The sequence below is a fragment of the Streptomyces sp. NPDC056144 genome (assembly GCF_042264145.1).
Classification (GTDB): Bacteria; Actinomycetota; Actinomycetes; order Streptomycetales; family Streptomycetaceae; genus Streptomyces.
In genome coordinates this window covers 96,543-114,032 of sequence record NZ_JBHJVF010000005.1, presented here as the reverse complement: position 1 = coordinate 114,032, position 17,490 = coordinate 96,543, and the positions used below count along the sequence as shown (strand labels likewise).

General features: G+C 74.0%; 12 protein-coding genes. 2 read left to right on the top strand and 10 right to left on the bottom strand.

Features of this window, described 5'->3' with window-relative positions; translation table 11 throughout:
* The first annotated feature begins 98 nt into the window (after nucleotides 1-98).
* Nucleotides 99-1,442, top strand: coding sequence for an IS701 family transposase (locus ACFC0Z_RS17255; protein WP_376438175.1), 1,344 nt, complete (start codon nucleotides 99-101; stop codon nucleotides 1,440-1,442).
* Nucleotides 1,443-1,710: 268 nt separating this feature from the next.
* Here the strand turns inward: ACFC0Z_RS17255 and ACFC0Z_RS17250 are convergent, their stop codons facing one another.
* The 4 genes from ACFC0Z_RS17250 to ACFC0Z_RS17235 all read right to left on the bottom strand — a co-directional run bounded on the left by ACFC0Z_RS17250 (nucleotide 1,711) and on the right by ACFC0Z_RS17235 (nucleotide 7,505).
* The gene (locus tag ACFC0Z_RS17250; protein WP_376438173.1) at nucleotides 1,711-3,738 is read right to left on the bottom strand and encodes a helix-turn-helix domain-containing protein; all 2,028 of its coding nucleotides are present in this window, start codon (nucleotides 3,736-3,738) and stop codon (nucleotides 1,711-1,713) included.
* Between the two features lie 197 nt (nucleotides 3,739-3,935).
* Nucleotides 3,936-5,054 carry a BTAD domain-containing putative transcriptional regulator gene (locus ACFC0Z_RS17245; RefSeq protein ID WP_376438171.1) on the bottom strand — a complete coding sequence of 373 codons (1,119 nt, stop codon included), beginning with the start codon at nucleotides 5,052-5,054 and terminating at the stop codon, nucleotides 3,936-3,938.
* A 318-nt stretch (nucleotides 5,055-5,372) separates the two neighbouring features.
* A complete protein-coding gene (locus ACFC0Z_RS17240; protein WP_376438169.1) occupies nucleotides 5,373-5,840 on the bottom strand; it encodes a DUF1772 domain-containing protein in 468 nt (155 codons plus the stop codon).
* 33 nt (nucleotides 5,841-5,873) lie between these two features.
* Nucleotides 5,874-7,505, bottom strand: coding sequence for a von Willebrand factor type A domain-containing protein (locus ACFC0Z_RS17235; RefSeq protein ID WP_376438167.1), 1,632 nt, complete (start codon nucleotides 7,503-7,505; stop codon nucleotides 5,874-5,876).
* A 213-nt stretch (nucleotides 7,506-7,718) separates the two neighbouring features.
* Between ACFC0Z_RS17235 and ACFC0Z_RS17230 the strand changes: the two genes are divergently transcribed.
* Nucleotides 7,719-8,444, top strand: a complete 726-nt coding sequence (locus ACFC0Z_RS17230; protein WP_376438165.1) for a DNA-binding response regulator — start codon at nucleotides 7,719-7,721, stop codon at nucleotides 8,442-8,444.
* A 7-nt stretch (nucleotides 8,445-8,451) separates the two neighbouring features.
* On the opposite strand, the gene ACFC0Z_RS17225 is transcribed toward ACFC0Z_RS17230, so the two are convergent.
* From ACFC0Z_RS17225 to iolC, 6 genes are all read right to left on the bottom strand, one after another.
* Complete coding sequence (locus ACFC0Z_RS17225) at nucleotides 8,452-9,330, bottom strand: ABC transporter permease (protein WP_376438163.1); 879 nt, start codon at nucleotides 9,328-9,330, stop codon at nucleotides 8,452-8,454.
* Nucleotides 9,327-11,993, bottom strand: coding sequence for an alpha/beta fold hydrolase (locus ACFC0Z_RS17220; RefSeq protein WP_376438161.1), 2,667 nt, complete (start codon nucleotides 11,991-11,993; stop codon nucleotides 9,327-9,329). Before ACFC0Z_RS17220 ends, ACFC0Z_RS17225 begins: the two co-directional genes overlap by 4 nt.
* Nucleotides 11,994-12,242: 249 nt before the next feature.
* Nucleotides 12,243-13,745 (bottom strand): CoA-acylating methylmalonate-semialdehyde dehydrogenase, encoded by a 1,503-nt coding sequence (locus tag ACFC0Z_RS17215; protein ID WP_376438159.1) that lies wholly within the window; start codon nucleotides 13,743-13,745, stop codon nucleotides 12,243-12,245.
* Between the two features lie 14 nt (nucleotides 13,746-13,759).
* On the bottom strand, nucleotides 13,760-15,628 hold the full coding sequence (gene iolD, locus ACFC0Z_RS17210; protein ID WP_376438157.1) for a 3D-(3,5/4)-trihydroxycyclohexane-1,2-dione acylhydrolase (decyclizing): 1,869 nt from the start codon (nucleotides 15,626-15,628) through the stop codon (nucleotides 13,760-13,762).
* The gene (gene iolB, locus ACFC0Z_RS17205) at nucleotides 15,625-16,500 is read right to left on the bottom strand and encodes a 5-deoxy-glucuronate isomerase (protein WP_376438155.1); all 876 of its coding nucleotides are present in this window, start codon (nucleotides 16,498-16,500) and stop codon (nucleotides 15,625-15,627) included. Before iolB ends, iolD begins: the two co-directional genes overlap by 4 nt.
* Before the next feature lie 9 nt (nucleotides 16,501-16,509).
* Entirely contained in the window at nucleotides 16,510-17,487 is a 978-nt protein-coding gene (gene iolC, locus ACFC0Z_RS17200) for a 5-dehydro-2-deoxygluconokinase (RefSeq protein ID WP_376438153.1), read from the bottom strand.
* Nucleotides 17,488-17,490 lie beyond the last annotated feature (3 nt).

Here is a 17,490-nt window from a genome sequence, read left to right as displayed (position 1 = left end):
GATTCGGGTGCCGGGTACACCTCGTCGCGAGGCGGGCGCGCGGGCGACCGTGGTGGGGCAGCGGGAGGGGAGCTGCGCAACCTTCGGGCAGGAGTGTCGTGAGTACATCCGTCGCAACCCAGCGCAGAGTCGTCACCGGGGCCACCGGGGCCGTCGCGTCCACCGGGTCCACCGGGGCCATCGGGGCCGTGGCCCCGTCGGTCCCGCTGGGCGCCACCAGGTCCGCCGCGGCCGGCATGTCCGGCAGGACCGGCAGGAGCGGTGCGCAGGTCGTGGGGCACGAGATCTACAGCGACCTGTGCGGGGCGCTCTTCTCCGGGTTCCCGCGCCGCGACCAGCGCCTGAAGGCCGAGCAGTACCTGTACGGCCTGCTCACCGCGCAGGGCCGCAAGTCGGTCCGTAACATCGCCGCCCAGATCGGCGGGCCCGCGGCCGAGCAGAGCCTGCACCACTTCGTCTCCAGCTCCACCTGGGACTGGCAGCCCATGCGGGCCGCGCTCGCGCAGCACCTGGAGCGGACCAGCCGCCCGCAGGCCTGGGTGGTCCGGCCGATGCCGATCCCGAAGGCCGGGGAGCACTCGGTGGGGGTCGACCGGCGTTTCGACCTGGAGCGCGGGCAGGTCTTCCACGGCCAGCAGGCGTTCGGGGTGTGGTTCGCGAGCGACGAGCTGAGCGTGCCGGTGAACTGGCGGCTGTTCCTGCCGGACCCGTGGGTCAACGACCGCACGCGGCGCGACCGCGCGGAGGTCCCGCAGGAGGTCGGCGAGGAGACCCTGGAGGAGTGCGCGATCACCGCCGCGCTCGACACCGCCCGCTGGCCCGACATCACCCGCAGGCCGGTGGTCCTGGACATCCGCGGGGGCGCGGGACGTTCGGCGCTCACCCGGCTCGCCGCCGCCGGGGTGCCGGTGGTGGCCCGGATCGGGGCGGGTTCCCGGCTGGCCATCGCGGACCGCTCGCTGCCGGGCTTCGGCGCGGGCCCGCTGCCCGCGCACCAGATCCTGGAGTCGCTCAAGGGACTGCGCCGGCCGGTGAGCTGGGTGGACACGGTCGGCGGCGTGCAGACCTCGCGGACCTCGCTGGCCACGGCGGTGCGGGTGGCGCTGCCGGCGCCGGGCGGGGAGCGGATGCGTCCGCTGGTGCTGCTCGGCGAGTGGGACGACCCGCGGCGCGGTCCGGCCCGGGTGTGGGTCAGCGACCTGACGAACCTGCCGGCCGGCTCGCTGCTGCGGCTGACGAAGCTGACGCGCCGGGTGGAGCGGGACTTCGCCGAGGTCGGCGAGGGCGCGGGCCTGCGGGACTTCGTGGGCCGCTCGTACCGGGGCTGGCACCGGCACATCACGCTCGCCTCGGCGGCGCACGCGGCGACGGTCCTCTCGGCCGAGTACGACGACACGACGTCGTACGCGACCGGGTACGCCTCCCGCCGCTCGGCCAGCTGAGTCACCGGACCACGAGCCCGACCGACTCGTCCTGACCTGAACGGACTGGTACCGACTCGTCCTGACCTGAACGGACTCGTCCCGACTCGTCCCGAGCCCGACCGCCACGGTCCCGCCACCGACCCGCACCGGATCCGCCGCCGACACGGACCCGCTACGGAACCGGCCCGACCTGGCCCGGCTCGAACCGGCCTCGACCCGGCCCCGGGTCGAACCGGCCCCGGCAGGACCCGGCACGAACCGGCCGATCCGGCCCGCCCCGCGCCCGCTACGGCGCCGCCGGGCGGGCCGGGTCGTTCGTCGTGCGGCCCCGGGTGAGGACCTCGCGGGTGCGCTGGAGCCGCAGCGCGAGCTGGACCTCCAGGACCTGCCCCGGCTTCTGCCACTCGGGGCCGAGGAGTTCGCCGATCCGCTCCAGGCGCCGGGAGACGGTGTTGGGGTGGACGTGCAGCGCCTCGGCGGCGTTGGTGGGGCTTCCGCCGGAGGCGAAGTACGCCTCCAGGGTGCGCGTGAGGTCGGTGAACCGCTCGGCGTCGTAGTCGAGGACGGGTCCGATCGCCCCCTCGACGAAGCCCTCCACGTCGTGGTCCTCGGAGAGCAGCAGCCCGAGGAAGCCCAAGTCCTGGACCGAGGCCGCGGTGCCGGTGCCGCCGAGGGCGCTCATCGCGTCGAGGCAGCGCCCCGCCTCCTGGTGGAGCCGGCCGATGCCGTCCGCGCTCTGCGCGGGTCCGGCCCCGGCGACCGAGACGGGGTGGCCGAGCAGCGGGGAGAGCTCCGCGGCGACCGCCTTGGCGGCGGCGGAGGCGTCTATACCCGGGAGCAGCAGCACGATGGAGCCGCCCTGCACGGTCTTCAGGCCGGACTGGCGGTACGCGTACGAGGACGCCCAGACGACCGCCCGGCCCTGCTCGCCGCCCTCCGGCCGCGCGAGCACGAGGACGTGCGGTTTGCGCAGGTCGATGCCGAGGCGGCGGGCCCGCTGCGCCATCTGCTGGGGGGCGTGCGGCGGGTCGGCGATGAGGTCGTCGAGGAGTTCGTCGCGCACGGGGCCTTCGGCGACGGCGGTGGAGCGGCGCATGAGGAGGAGGAAGGCGACGGCCTGGGCGGCGAGTTCGAGGAGCCGCTCGTCCTCTCCGGTGAGGTAGCTCGCGGGGCGGATCACGAGGCAGCCGAGGTCCTCGGAGCCCGCGATGACCGGCGCCACCCAGGTGTCGGCGTCGGCGAGGACGGGCCGGCGGCGGGCCTGCGCGTCGAGCGAGGCCTTGACGACGGCCTCCTCGTCGAGGTCGGGGATGACCCCGCCGGCGAGGGCGCGGCCGCCGGGGTCGCGGACGAGGACGGTCGCGTCGAGGGCGTCCCCGGCGGCCTTGGCCACGTTGCCCAGGTCCCCGCCGGCGAGGACGAGGCTCATGATCCGGCTGTGGGCCTCGCTGACGTGCCGCATCCGGGTGAGGCTGGTCCGTACGCGTGAGCTGTCCCGCTCCAGCTCGGAGACCTCGGCGCGGGTGCGGTCGAGCAGCCCGGCCTTCTCCACGGCGAGCGCGGCGAGGTCGGCGAGGGCGGCGAGGAGGCCGACCTCCTCGGAGGTGTGGTCGCGGACCCGCCGGTCGGCTCCGTACAGCACGCCGATCACGGTGTCGCCGCTGCGCAGCGGCGCGGCCATGATGGCGTGCAGCCCCTCGGCCCTGAGGGCGGTCTCGGCCACCTCGTCGAAGGCCGGGGCGTGGACGCCGGCGTCGAGGGAGCCGGAGGGCGCGAAGCGCTCGTCGGCCAGGTAGTCCGCGGTCCAGACGGGCTCGCCGTGGAGCTGGACGGCGCCCCCGACCCCGTACCCCTCGCTGATCTCCAGTCCGGCGACGAGGCGCGGTCCGACCGTCCGGAAGGGGTCGCTGTCGAGCCCGGCGAGGGCGCCGTCGGTGGTGTGGACGACGGAGGCTCCGTCGACACCCCGCAGGGTGACGAACGCCAGGTCGAGTCCGAAGAGGCGGCGGGCGCGGCGGGCGATGACGCGGAGCAGGCTCCCGAGGTCGTAGGAGAAGGTGAGGTCGCGCGCGGTGTCGGCGAGTGTGGCGAGTCCGTCCTCGCGGCGGGCGGCGTCCTCGTGTCCCGAGCGGATTCCGTCGGCGAGCTTCACGGCGCGCTCCAGCCGGTCCAGTGCCTCGCCGGAGAGGCCGGCCGTGCGGGCTTCGTCGAGGTGCGCCTCGAAGTGGGCGGCGGGGGCCTGCCGGGCGAGCAGTTCGAGGACCGTGAGCAGCGCGTCGGCACCACCGGCGGCGTCCGCGCCGTGCGAGGTCATTGGTCCCCACCCCCGTAGGAGAACGAAATCGGGCAGGTCGGAGGATTTCGGTCCTGCTCGCCGACGCTAACCGGGCCCCGGGAGCACGTCAATTCACGACCCTGCCGCGGGTCCGGCGCCGGACCCGCGGGATGTCCAACGGGATCGCCGCGCACTTCGTTCCCGACGCTCTGTCAGGTGACCGTTCGGGTGGTCACTCAGACGGAGGAGCCGACCGGGGAGACGGAGGCCGGGGCCGCGGGGGCGGCCGGGGCCGGGGCCGTGGAGGCCGGGCTGTACTGGACGGGGACGTGGACCCCCGAGAGGCCCGCGAGCCCCGGCACGGCCGTGCGCCCGGGGAGCCGCGTCGCGGAACCGAGGACGGAGCGGACGGCGGTGCTCCGCATGGTCAGGACGGAGCGCTGGAGCCGGCACAGCCGCGCCGAGGGCTCCATGGCGCTCTCCGCCGCGAGGGCCGCGCGCAGCCGCTCGAACGCGGCGAGGGCCTCGTCGAGGTGGCCGCAGCGCAGCAGCGCCACCATGTAGTGGGCGCACAGCGGCTCATTGGTGCGGTAGCGGGCGACGAGTCCGGAGAGCTCGGCGAGGAGCTCGGCGTGCCGGCCGAGGCCGAGCTGGGCTTCGACCCACTGGTCGAGCACGCTCAGGCGGGACGTCTCCAGTCGTTCGATCTCACGGCGGAGCCCGGGGCCCGCGGCGACGCCCGCGTAGGGCTCGCCGCGCCAGAGGGCGAGCGCCTCGCCGAGCCGGAGCGCGGCGCGCGGGAGGTCGCCCGCCTCCATCGCCCGGTAGCCGGCGCCGGCCGCGCGCTCGAACTGCCAGACGTCGTTGGCGCCGCCGCCGGTGTCGAGGCGGTAACCGCCGGGCTGGTGGACGAGGATCGCGTCGGCCGTGCGGTGGTCCGTCCACACCTGCTGCGGCTCGGCGGGGTGGGACCCGGCGGAGCGGGAACCGGCGAAACGGGACTCGGCGGTGCGGGACTCGGCGGTGCGGGTATCGGCCGAGCCGCGCGCGGGGTGGGGCCTCGTGTGGTCGGCCATCCCCTGCTCGGCCGCCGCCCGGTGGGCCGCCTCGCGCTCGGCGTCCCGCAGGGCGCTCGCGATGAGCGAGCGCAACTCGGCGATGTGGTACTGAAGTTCGGCGCGGGCGGCGCGCGGGGCGCCGGAGGGCCAGAGCTCCTCGGTCAGGACCGTCACGGGGACGAGCTGGTCGGCGTTGGCGGCGAGCAGGGCGAGCAGCTGCCGCGGGGCGGCTGCCGTCGGGGTGATCGACACGCCGTTCTCGCGTACCGAGAACCCCCCCAGGATCCGGACGTCCACCCTTACCCCCTCAGTGCCTGTGCGGTGTCTGCGCGCGGGATGACACTCGTTGATTAGAAAAGACCCCCGTAGGCATGTCAATAAGAAACCGCGTGGTACGGAATACACCGCCGCGCTATAGGGCTACTTCACCCCTTTTGACCGTAATTTTTCCGGTCACGATTTCGCCATTGGCGCAGACCATGTGCCGCCGAAGGGCGGTTTCAGGACTCCGGGGTTTGCTTTTGGGAGTCCGGCGACACGTCGAGGCGTGCTGCGAAACGCGATTTCACGCCAAAAACCAACGGCCCGGTCTGTTATCCGGGCGCTTCACCCTCCTCACGCCACAGCACCCGCCGTGACCAGGCCGAACGCGGTGACCACCAGAGCCGTACGAATCCGGTGGAAGCCGTTCCAGCGCTTCTCAAAAGCGGAACGGGCAGCTCCGTCCTCCGTGGGGGCGTTCTCCGACGCGGCGAGCGCCACATTCAGCGGGACGTTGCCCGCGACCGTCACGACGTGGTTGAGGGCCGCGGAGACGAGCCCCATGAGCAGCAGCCACTTCTGCGCGTCCGAGCGGCCGTCGACCGGCACGAGGAACGCGGCGGCGGGGAAGGCCACCATCCCGAAGAAGACCAGCAGGAACACGGGCCGCGGCACGCACTCGTTGATCCGGCGCATCACCACGACGAACTCCTCGTCCGTCAGCCGGGCGAGCGCGGGCATGATCCCGGTCTGGAAGATCAGCATGAACCCGGCGTAGAGCCCGGTGCTGAGGACGGCGAGGGCGAGCAACAGGGTGGCCATGCCACCATTCTGGACCGCTGCCCGCCCTCCGCGTCAGCTGTACGGGTCCCCGGACCTCAACTCGCCCTCTCCGGAACCGCTTTCTCCGCTTCCCGCGACCGGTCCCCGCAGCCGGTCGGCCTGCCGAAGGGCCTCGGCGAGCTCCCGGACGACCGCCGATCCGGACCGCCCGGCGATGGCCTCCGCGCGCCCGGCGAGCGCCGCGAACCCGGGGTCGCCCGGCAGGTTCCCGCCGCGCAGCGAGTCCGCGAAGTAGGCGGCGATCGCGGTCAGTTGGAGGCTGTCGTGGCCCGCGTCCCAGATCCCGGAGGAGAGCGCCGAGGTGTCGATCGTGCCGGAGCGCTCACGCGGCGCGCGGGAGGACGGGTCGAGCCAGCGGACCGTGGCGGTCGCCACGCGGCCCGTCGCACCCGGCCGCGTCTTCACCGCGTAGAGCGCGGTGACGGTGTGACCCGCGCCGACCTCGCCGCCGTCCGCCCGGTCGTTCCTGAAGTCCTCGTCGGCGACCTCCCGGTTCTCGTACCCGATCAGCCGGAACTTCTCGACGGTCCCCCGGTCGAAGGCGACCTGCGCCTTCGCGTCGCGGGCGCGCAGCTCGACATGGGCCGGCAGCTGGTCGACGAAGACCTTGCGGGCCTGCTCGGAGGTGGAGACGTACGTGGTGTGGCCGTCGCCCTTGTCGGCGAGCCGCTCCATGAACGCGTCGCCGTACTGGCTGCCGACGCCGACCCCGAAGAGCGTGATCCCGTACGCCTTGCGCTCCTCCTCGATCCGCCCGAGGATCCCGTCCGCGTCGGTGTCGCCGGTGTTGGCGAGGGCGTCGGAGAGCAGCACGACCCGGTTGGTGGCGCCCTCGCGGCGGCCCGCGACGGCGACGTCGTACCCGGTGCGGACCCCGGCCTCGACGTTGGTCGAGGCTGTCGTCACGAGGCTGTCGACGACCTCGCGGATACGGCTCCGCGACTCGCCGACCCGGGTCATGGGGATCAGGGTGTCGGCGACGTCGCTGAAGGTCACGAGGGCGAGCGAGTCGTCGTCGCGCAGCTCCTCCGTGAGCAGCCGGAGGGACTCCTTGACGAGGTCGAGCCGGCCCGGCTCGTTCATCGAGCCGGAGACGTCGACGACGAAGGTGAGCGCGGCCGGCGGGCGCGGGCCCTTGCGCTCCGCCGGGCGGGTGGCGAGACCGACGCGGACGAGCGACCAGCCCCCGCCGGGGCCGTCGTCGCCGGCGCGGGCGCCGTCGAGGGTGACGGAGAAGCCGTCGTCGGCGGGGCGCGGGTAGTCGGGGCGGAAGCTGTTGACGAACTCCTCGGGCCGGACGGAGGACGGGTCGGGCAGGCGGCCCTCGGCGAGGGCGCGGCGGGCGTAGCCGTAGGAGGCGGTGTCCACGTCGAGCGCGAAGGTGGACAGGTAGTCGGGGGCGGGCGGCCGGTCGCGCTGCTCGCCCTCCTGGGGTGCGGCGGTCTCCGGCGCGGCGGTCCCGGTGGGGCTTCCGGCGCCTCCGGTGTTCCCGCTCCCGGGTGCGGCGGGGGCCGTGGCCCCTCCCTTCGGCGCGCCGTGTCCGGCACCGGAGTCGTACCCCTGCCCGCCAGCGGAGCACCCGCCGACGGCGAGGCCGGCGGCGAGCACTCCGGCGATCAGGGCCGTGCGTCTCGTTCGTCTCATCTCATCTCCCCCTCATGGACGGTCACTTGTGAATGTGACGAACGAGAGGGGCGCTGGGAGCAGTCGAAGGAGTTGCGGATGGATCTCGATGCGGCAACGGCGACACGCGGGAGACGGGTGGCATGGATTCGCCATCCTTCTCAACAGGGGTTGTCACCGTGTGCAGTCGCATGCGTACATGGAGTGGACATCGATCGGCGGGGGTGGTCAGCGGTGCCAGAAAGCGCGAGCGCGGGCTCCGTGATGCTCGCCCGTTCGGCGATGAACCGGGCCGCTACCGAGGGACAGCGGCCCGCGGGGCGCCCGGTCCGGGGCGCGCGGCGCATCAGCGCGGCGCTCGCCGGGCTGGCCGCTTCCACCCGGCACGAGCTGCTGACCTTCGACGATCCCGTCGCCTCGGCGGGCTGCGCGATCCCCGGGCCGTTCCTGGAGCTCGCGGGGGCGTGCATGCGGGCGGCGGCCGAGCGGGCCGGCGAGGTCCGGCGGATCGTGCCGCGGCACGCGCTGCCGAGCCTGGAGAGCGGGCTGCGGGTGCCGGGGCGGGCCCGGCTCGCGGAGGCGATCCCGTTCAAGATGATCGTGGTCGACCGGACGGTGGCGGCCGTCCCGCTCGACCTGGAGCTCCTCTACAACGGGCTGCTGCTGATCCGGGACCCGGTGGTCGTGCAGGCCCTGGTCCGGGCCCATCACGCCTGCTGGGCCTCGGCCCAGGAGGTGTCGTACGCGCCTCCGCCGCCGCCCCCGCCCCGGGACCTCCCGCCACAGCTGCGGCCCGTCCTCGACGCCCTGCTCTCCGGGCTCACGGACGAGACGGCGGCGGCCCGGCTCGGGATGTCCGCGCGGACGTACAGCCGGCGGGTGGGCGAGCTGATGGCCGCCCTCGGCACGACGAGCCGCTTCCGCGCGGGCGCGGAAGCGGCTCGAAGGGGGTGGGTGTGAGGAGGCCCTAGGACACGATGTCCTTGCGGGCGAAGCCCCGGAAGGCGAGGGCGAAGAGGACCAGGGCGTACGTGACGGAGATCGCCGCCCCCTTCACCATGCCGCCCCACTCCAGCTGCGGCTGGAGCGCGTCGATCCAGGCGAACTGCCAGTGCGCCGGGAGGAACTCGCGCCAGTCGCCGAGGGCCGTGACGGCGTCCAGGACGTTGCCGACGATCGTCAGGCCGACGGCTCCGCCGACCGCGCCGAGCGGGGCGTCGGTGCGGGTGGAGAGCCAGAAGGCGAGCCCGGCGGTGACCAGCTGGGAGACGAAGACGAAGGCGACGGCGATCCCGAGGCGCAGCACGGCGTCCCCGGCGGGCACCGAGCCGCCCGTCGGCAGCTGGAGCGGTCCCCAGCCGTAGGCGACGGTGCCGACGGCGAGGGCGACCAGCGGGAGGAGGAGCATCGCGGCGGCGCTGTAGGCGAGCGCCACCGTCAGCTTGGAGGCGAGGAGCCGGGCGCGGGGCACGGGCGCCGCCAGGAGGTAGCGCAGCGAGGACCAGCTCGCCTCGGAGGCGACAGTGTCCCCGCAGAACAGCGCCACGGGAATGACGAGGAGGAAGCCGGCCGAGACGAAGAGGCAGGTCGCGGCGAAGTTGGCGCCGGAGGCCGTCGCCGTGTCCATCAGGGTGATGCGCCCGTTGCGGTCGCCGTCGCCGGAGCCGCCGATCGCGAAGGCCGCGACCAGCACGAACGGCAGGGCGACGAGGATGCCGCCCATGATCAGAGTGCGGCGCCGCTTCCACTGGCGCAGGGCCTCGACGCGCAGCGGGAGGGTGTGCCCGGCCCGGTAGCCGGGGGCGGACTCCGCCGCGCCGACGGGCGTGGGGGTGGTGGTGCTCATGCGGTTCCTCCTCCGATCAGGGTCAGGAAGGCGTCTTCCAGGCGCCGGTGGGGTCCGACGCCGGTCAGCGGGACGTCGAGGCGGACGAGTTCGCCGATGAGGGCGGTCGCGTCCGTGCCGTCGAGGCGGACGAGGAGCCCGCCGTCGGCGAGGGCGGCGGAGCCGACGCCCGGGAGGGCGGCGATCGCCTCGACGGCCTTCTCGACGGTCGGCTCGTCGGTGCCGTCGGCGAGGGTGACGAGGAGGGTGTCGCCGGAGCCGGTGATCTCGGCGACCGGCCCCGCCTGCACGAGCTGTCCCCGGTCCATGACGACGAGGTGGGTGCAGGACTGCTCGACCTCCGCCAGGAGGTGGCTGGAGACGATGACGGTCCGGCCCTCGGCCGCGTACCGGATCATCACCTCGCGCATCTCTCGGATCTGGGGCGGGTCGAGGCCGTTGGTCGGCTCGTCGAGGATCAGCAGGTCCGGCAGGCCCAGCATGGCCTGGGCGATGGCGAGGCGCTGCCGCATGCCCTGCGAGTAGGTGCGGACGGCCCGTTCGAGGGCGCCGCCGAGGTTCGCGATCCGCAGGGCCTCGTCGACGTGGGCGTCCTCGGCGGGACGGCCGGTGGCCTTCCAGTACAGCTCCAGGTTCTCCCGGCCGGAGAGGTGCGGCAGGAAGCCGGCGCCCTCGACGAAGGCGCCGACCCGGGAGAGGACCGGGGCGCCGGGGCGGATCGCCTGGCCGAAGACGCGGATCTCGCCCTCGTCGGGCGTGATCAGGCCCATCAGCATCCGCAGGGTGGTCGTCTTGCCCGCGCCGTTCGGGCCGAGGAGGCCGAGGACCTGGCCCTGTTCGACGCGGAAGGAGAGCTCGCGGACGCTGTACCGGTCGCCGCCCGCGTACTTCTTGGACAGGCCGGTGATCTGGAGGGGTACGGAGGCGAGCTCCGGGTCCGGGGCGGGTGCGGCGGTCCTGCGGCGGGCCGTGAGCAGCAGGGCCGCGGCGGCGGCGAGGCCGAGGAGCGGCAGGCCCCAGACCCACCAGGGCAGCCCGGCGGCCTGGGTGGTGACCCCGGGCGCGGTCGGGACGGTCAGCGGGCTCGTGACGGCGACGGTGTACGAGGCGGGGACGGCCGGGGAGGCGTAGCCGAGGTCGGTGGCGGCGAGGACGAGCCGCAGCCGGTGGCCCGCCTCGACCTCGTGGTCGATCGCGGGCAGGGTCAGCGTGACCTCGCGGCCCTGGGCGGCGCCCTCGACGCGGACGGGGGTGACGAGCTGGGCGGGCAGCACCTGTTGACGCCCGTCGGGCCCGACGTCGTACACCTTGGCGAAGAGGACGGCGGAGCCGTCGGCGGCCGTGGAGGTGACCTTGACGCGGACGGTCGGGGTGCCGGTGATCCGCAGGGACGCCGTCTGCGGCTTCGCGTCGAAGCGGGCGAACTGCCCGGGGAAGTCCAGGGAGAGGCCGACGCCGAGGGAGGAGAGGCCGGAGATGCCGCCGCCGAGGCCGGGGACGGCGGAGATCGCGGGCGGCGAGGCGCCCGGCGGGTTGGCGAAGCTCTGCGGCGGCCCGGCGAGCGGGACGGTCGTGGTCCCGTCGGTGAGGCCGGGGTAGCGGTCGGCGGTCGCGGCCCGCAGGGTGGCCCGGCCGTCGGTGGAGTCGACGCCCCCGGTGCGGCTGACGCGGAAGGCGGGGCCGGTGTCCACCGAGGTGTCGTCCTTCAGCCAGCGGTCGAACCAGACGGTGATCCGCCGCTCTACGCGCTCGGTCTCGGGGTCGCCGCCGTCGTGGCCGCCGGCGATCCAGTCGACGGCGACGGGCGCACCGTTGGCGCTGATCGTCCGGGCCATGGCGTCGGACTGGGCGAGGGTGAAGAGGGAGTCGGACTGGCCCTGGACGAGGAGCGCGGGCACCTTGATCCGGTCCGCGACGGCCGAGGGACTGCGGGCTTCGAGGAGGGCGCGGGCGGCGGCGTCGGGCTTTCCGGAGACGGCGACGCGCTGGTAGAGGGCGCAGAGTTCGGGGGTGAACCGGCCGCAGGGGTCGGCGGCCTTCTCGCCGGGGACCGGCTGGTTGCCGGCGGAGAAGAAGATCCCGGCCCAGAGCTTCTTGAAGACGCCGTTCGGGAAGAGGGCGTCGGCGAGGTTCCCGTAGGTGATCCGGGGCGCGATGGCGTCGACCCGCGGGTCGTGTCCGGCGGCGAGCAGCGAGATCGCACCGCCGTAGGAGGCTCCGGTGACGCCGACGCGCGGGTCGCCTGCCTTGTCGAGGAGGACCTCGGGGCGGGCGGCGAGCCAGTCGACCAGCTTCCGGACGTCCTTCACCTCGGCGTCGGGGTCGTTGAGGCCGATCTTCCCGGTGGAGGCGCCGAACCCGCGCGCGGACCAGGTGAGGACGGCGTACCCGTCGCGGGCGAGCTGTTCGGCCTGGGCGCGGACGTCGTCCTTGGAGCCGCCGAAGCCGTGCCCGAGGAGGACGGCCGGCCGCCGCCCTCCCTCGCCGGAGGAGCCGCCGGTGAAGTACGAGGTGTCGAGCCGTGCTCCGTCGACGTCGATCGTCCGGTCGGCGCGGTGCACGGGCGGCGGTTCGTCCGAGGCGACGGCGGTCCAGGTGCCGGCGCCCGCGAGGACGGCGAGTGCACCGGTGACCGCGGCCCACCGGGGAATTCTCAGTCGCATGCCGTCGAGCCTAGGCGGCTCGGCCTTGAGTCTCGCCTGTCCCCGGGGGGAGGCGCGGCCCCTCCTGGAGTCGTACGGGCGGGGGCCGCCGTACGGCAGGTGCGGTACGGACACGCCAACGGCCCCCGGAGCGCGGCCGTACGCACTCCGGGGGCCGTTCCGCCTCACGCGCGGGGGCGTGGGGCGTCCTGTCGTTCCGCTCGCGTCCGCCGTGCTGTCGGCGTCGGACGGGGCGTCACGGCAGGCGCGTCAGTGGTTGCGCGGGAAGCCCAGGTCCACACCGGACGGGCCGTCGGCCGGGTCCGGCCAGCGGGTGGTGACGACCTTGCCGCGGGTGTAGAAGTGCACGCCGTCGTTGCCGTAGATGTGGTGGTCGCCGAAGAGCGAGTCCTTCCAGCCACCGAAGGAGTGGTAGCCGACCGGCACCGGGATCGGCACGTTGACGCCGACCATGCCGGCCTCGACCTCCATCTGGAAGCGGCGGGCGGCGCCGCCGTCACGGGTGAAGATCGCGGTGCCGTTGCCGAACTTCGAGGAGTTGATGAGCGCGAGGCCCTCCTCGTAGGTGTCGGCGCGCAGGACGCAGAGGACCGGGCCGAAGATCTCGTCCTGGTAGGCCTTGGCCGTGGCGGGCACGTGGTCCAGGAGGGAGAGGCCGATCCAGTGGCCGTTCTCGTGGCCCTCGACCGTGTAGCCGGTGCCGTCGAGGACGACCTCGCAGCCCTCGGCGGCGGCGCCGGTGACGTAGGACGCCACCTTGTCGCGGTGGACGGCCGTGATGAGCGGGCCCATCTCGGAGGTCGGGTCCGTGCCGGGGCCGATCTTGATCTTCTCGGCGCGCTCGCGGATCTTCTCGACGAGCTCGTCGCCGATGGCGCCGACGGCCACGACCGCGGAGATCGCCATGCAGCGCTCGCCGGCGGAGCCGTACGCGGCGGAGACGGCCGCGTCGGCGGCGGCGTCGAGGTCGGCGTCCGGGAGGACCAGCATGTGGTTCTTCGCGCCGCCGAGCGCCTGGACGCGCTTGCCGTTGGCGGAGGCGGTGGTGTGGATGTGGCGGGCGATCGGGGTCGAGCCCACGAAGGAGATCGCGGAGACGTCCGGGTGCTCCAGGAGGCGGTCCACGGAGACCTTGTCACCGTTGAGGACGTTGAAGACGCCGTCCGGGAGGCCCGCCTCGGCGAGCAGCTCGGCGATCTTCATGGCCGGCGACGGGTCCTTCTCGCTCGGCTTGAGGATGAAGGTGTTGCCGGTCGCGATGGCGATCGGGAACATCCACATCGGCACCATGGCCGGGAAGTTGAAGGGCGTGATGCCGGCGACGACGCCGACGGGCTGGCGGATCGAGGCCACGTCCACGCGGTTCGAGACCTGGGTGGAGAGCTCGCCCTTGAGCTGGACGGTGATGCCGCAGGCCAGGTCGACGATCTCCAGGCCGCGGGCGACCTCGCCGAGGGCGTCGGAGTGGACCTTGCCGTGCTCGGCGACGATCAGCTCGGCGATGGCGTCGCGGTTGGCGTCGAGCAGCGCGCGGAACTTGAAGAGGATCGTGGTGCGCTGGGCGAGCGAGGAGGTGCCCCAGGTCGCGAAGGCGTCCTTCGCGGACTGGACGGCGGCGTCGACCTCCTCGACGGAGGCGAGCGCGACCTGCGTGGTGACGGCGCCGGTGGCCGGGTCCGTGACCGGGCCCCAGTTGCCCGACGTGCCCTCGACGGTCTTGCCACCGATCCAGTGGTGGACGGTCTTCGTCATGACGAGTTACTCCTTCAGAGATGGCGGCGTCGGGCGGTGACGTGCCGGTCGTACTCCTCGCGGGCCTTGACCGCCGACGGGCGGGTCGAGGTCTCGGCCACGGGCACATCCCACCACGCCTGGGCCGGGGGCGGGCCCGACACTCTGTCTGTCGTTTCGGTCTCGACGTAGACACATGTGGGAACCGTTGCGCTCCGCGCGTCCGCGAGGGCTTCTCGCAGGTCACGGACGGTACGGGGGCGTAGCACTCGCATACCGAGGGAGGCGGCGTTGGCGCCGAGGTCGACGGGGAGCGGGGGGCCGGTGAAGGTGCCGTCGTCGGCGCGGTGCCGGTAGTCGGTGCCGTACCGCTCGGCGCCGACCGCCTCCGAGAGGCCGCCGATGGAGGCGTACCCGTGGTTCTGGAGGACGACCAGCCGCAAGGGGAGGCGTTCCTGGACGGCGGTGACGATTTCGGTGGGATTCATGAGGTACGTACCGTCGCCGACGAGGGCCCAGACGGGCCGGTCGGGGGCGGCGAGCAGGACGCCGAGGGCGGCGGGGATCTCGTAGCCCATGCAGGAGTAGCCGTATTCGACGTGGTACTGGTCGGTGGAGCGGGTCCGCCAGAGCTTGTGCAGGTCGCCGGGGAGCGAGCCGGCGGCGTTGACCAGGATGTCGGTGGCGTCGACCAGAGTGTCGAGTACGCCGAGGACCTGGGCCTGCGTGGGGCGGGCGTCCTCGTCGGGGACGGCGTAGGCCGCGTCGACGCGGGCGTCCCAGCGGAGCTTCTCCTCGGCGTACTCGTGGACGTAGTGCCGGGTGACGTGGTGCTGGTCGAGGAGCGTGTGGAGCTGTTCGAGGCCCTCGCGGGCGTCGGCGACGAGCGGGAGCGCGGCCAGTTTGTGGGCGTCGAAGGCGGCGATGTTGAGGTTGACGAACCGGGCGTCGGGGTGGCCGAAGAGGGTGCCGGAGGCGGTGGTGAAGTCGGTCCAGCGCGTGCCGACGCCGAGGACGACGTCGGCGGTGCGGGCGAGGTGGTCGGCGACGGCGGTGCCGGTGTGGCCGATGCCGCCGACGTCCTGGGGGTGGCCGTGCGGGAGCACGCCCTTGCCGGCCTGGGTGGTGGCGACGGGGATGCCGGTGAGCGCGGCGAAGTCGTGGAGCGTCTCCTCGGCTCCGCTGTGGCGGACGCCGCCGCCGGCGACGATCAGCGGGCGGGCGGCCCGGCTGATCGCCTCGACCGCGGCGGCGAGTTCGTCCTCGTCCGGGGAGAGGCGGCGGACCCGCCAGACCCGCTCGGCGAAGAAGGCCTCGGGCCAGTCGTGCGCCTCCGCCTGGACGTCCTGGGGCAGTGCGAGGGTGACGGCGCCGGTCTCGGCGGGGTCGGTGAGGACCCGCAGGGCGGCGAGCGCGGCGGGGATCAGCGCCTCGGGGCGGGTGACGCGGTCGAAGTAGCGGGAGACGGGGCGGAGGCAGTCGTTGACGGACACGTCGCCGGCGTAGGGCACTTCGAGCTGCTGGAGGACGGGGTCGGCGGGGCGGGTGGCGAAGGTGTCGCCGGGGAGGAGGAGGACGGGCAGGTGGTTGACGGTGGCGAGGGCGGCGCCGGTGACGAGGTTGGTGGCGCCGGGGCCGATGGAGGTGGTGACGGCGTGGGCGGAGAGGCGGTTCTTCTGGCGGGCGTAGCCGACGGCGGCGTGCACCATGGCCTGTTCGTTGCGGCCCTGGTGGAAGGGCATGCCCTCCTCCTCGACCAGCGCCTGGCCGATCCCGGCGACGTTCCCGTGGCCGAAGATGCCCCAGGTGGCGGCGATCAGGCGGTGCCGTTCCCCGTCGCGCTCGGTGTACTGGGCGGCGAGGAAGCGGACGAGCGCCTGGGCGACGGTGAGGCGGACGGTCATGCGTATCCCTCCGTGTGATCGGGGTGGAAGGAAATCTTCCACTCGCGCTCGGCGCCGGGGCCGGCCATGACGTTGAGGTAGTAGAGGTCGTGGCCCGGCTGGGCGATCGAGGGGCCGTGCCAGCCGTCGGGGACGAGGACGGTGTCGCCGTCGCGGAGCTCGGCGAGGAGCTCGGCGCCGCCGGGACGGGAAGGCGAGATCCGCTGGTAGGCGAGGCCGTGCGGGCCGGCGATCTCGTAGTAGTAGATCTCCTCCAGGACGGACTCGGCGCCGGGGCGGTGCTCGTCGTGCTTGTGCGGCGGGTAGGAGGACCAGTTGCCGCCGGGGGTGACGACCTCGACGGCGATGAGCCGGTCGCAGGCGAAGGCCTCGGCCGAGGCGAAGTTCCGGACCTGGCGGGCGCGGTTGCCGCTGCCCCTGGCCTCGACGGGAACCTCCGGCGCGGAGCCGTAGCGGGCGGGGAGTGGTCGCTCGCACCTCGCTCCTGCCAAAGCGAAGCGGCCCCCCGCGCCGGAGGAGATCCGGGCGTGCGTGTCGCGCGGCACGTAAGCGAAATCCGTGGGTCCGTCGAACACGCTCTCGCGGCCCAGGAGTTCGATGACATCGCCGTCGACGCGCACGCTACAGGCACCGGAGAGGGGAAGCACGACCCATTCGGAATCCTCGCTCGCGAAGGAGTGACTCTCCCCCGGCGCGAGGACGAGGACGCGGAGGGCGGAGTACTCCCACCCGGCCGATACGGGGTCGACACGGACGGCGTAGGGGCCGTCGGCGGCGGATCCGGCGGGGAGGTGGAGGGAGGGCGTGGCGCGGGCGGGCAGAGGGAGAGAGGGGGTGGCGCGGGAGGGGCCAGGGGGGCCGTCGGGGCTCATGACTGTTCCCTACCCGCGGGGCGGGATCGTTCCCGTGCCGGCCGCCAGCGCTTCGGCGATCTCCTCCGCGTACGGCATGGCCGAGGAGCAGGCGAGGCGGCCGGCGACGATCGCGCCGGCGGCGTTGGCGTGGCGCAGGGTCCGTTCCAGGTCCCAGCCGGAGAGCAGGCCGTGGACGAGCGCCCCGCCGAAGGCGTCGCCCGCGCCGAGGCCGTTGACGACGTCGACCGGCAGCGGCGGCACCTCGGCGGCCGTGCCGTCGGCGGCGAGGGCGAGGACGCCCTTGGGGCCCTGTTTGACGACGGCGAGGCGGACCCCGCCGCGGTCGAGGAGGGCGCGGGCGGCGGCTTCCGGCTCGCGCTCCCCCGTCGCGACCTCGCACTCCTCGGCGTTGCCGACGGCGACGGTCGCGTGCCGCAGGGCCTCGGCGTAGTACGGGCGGGCCTCTTCCGGGTCCGGCCAGAAGGCGGGCCGCCAGTCCAGGTCGAGGACGGTGACCTCGCGGCCGGACCGGGCGCGCAGGGCCTCCAGGGTCGCGGAGCGGCTGGGCTCGGCGCACAGTCCGGTGCCGGTCGCCCAGAAGACGCGGGCCTCGCGGATCGCGTCGAGGTCGAGCTCCTCGGGGCGGATCTCCAGGTCGGGAGCCTTGGGGCGGCGGTAGAACCAGAGCGGGAAGTCGTCGGGCGGGAAGAGCGCGCAGAAGGTGACGGGTGTCGGATGCTCCGCGACCTCGGTGACCCAGCGGTCGTCCACGCCGAACTCCCCGAGGTCGCGGCGGAGGGCGGCGCCGAAGGGGTCGGCCCCGGTGCGGGAGACGAGCGCGGTGCGGCGGCCGAGGCGGGCGGCGGCGACGGCGACGTTGGCCGGGGAGCCGCCGAGGAATCTGCGGAAGGTCTCGACGCGGTCGAGCCCGACCCCGCTCTGGAGCGGGTACAGGTCCACGCCGAGGCGCCCCATGGTGATCAGGTCGTACGGCTCCGCTGCCACTCC

Bases quoted from the DNA above. Each gene is read 5' to 3' on its own strand.
- ACFC0Z_RS17250 (WP_376438173.1), bottom strand. From the start codon at position 3,738: ATGACCTCGCACGGCGCGGACGCCGCCGGTGGTGCCGACGCGCTGCTC.
- ACFC0Z_RS17240 (WP_376438169.1), bottom strand. From the start codon at position 5,840: ATGGCCACCCTGTTGCTCGCCCTCGCCGTCCTCAGCACCGGGCTCTAC.
- ACFC0Z_RS17235 (WP_376438167.1), bottom strand. From the start codon at position 7,505: ATGAGACGAACGAGACGCACGGCCCTGATCGCCGGAGTGCTCGCCGCC.
- ACFC0Z_RS17225 (WP_376438163.1), bottom strand. From the start codon at position 9,330: ATGAGCACCACCACCCCCACGCCCGTCGGCGCGGCGGAGTCCGCCCCC.
- ACFC0Z_RS17220 (WP_376438161.1), bottom strand. From the start codon at position 11,993: ATGCGACTGAGAATTCCCCGGTGGGCCGCGGTCACCGGTGCACTCGCC.
- ACFC0Z_RS17215 (WP_376438159.1), bottom strand. From the start codon at position 13,745: ATGACGAAGACCGTCCACCACTGGATCGGTGGCAAGACCGTCGAGGGC.
- iolD (WP_376438157.1), bottom strand. From the start codon at position 15,628: ATGACCGTCCGCCTCACCGTCGCCCAGGCGCTCGTCCGCTTCCTCGCC.
- iolB (WP_376438155.1), bottom strand. From the start codon at position 16,500: ATGAGCCCCGACGGCCCCCCTGGCCCCTCCCGCGCCACCCCCTCTCTC.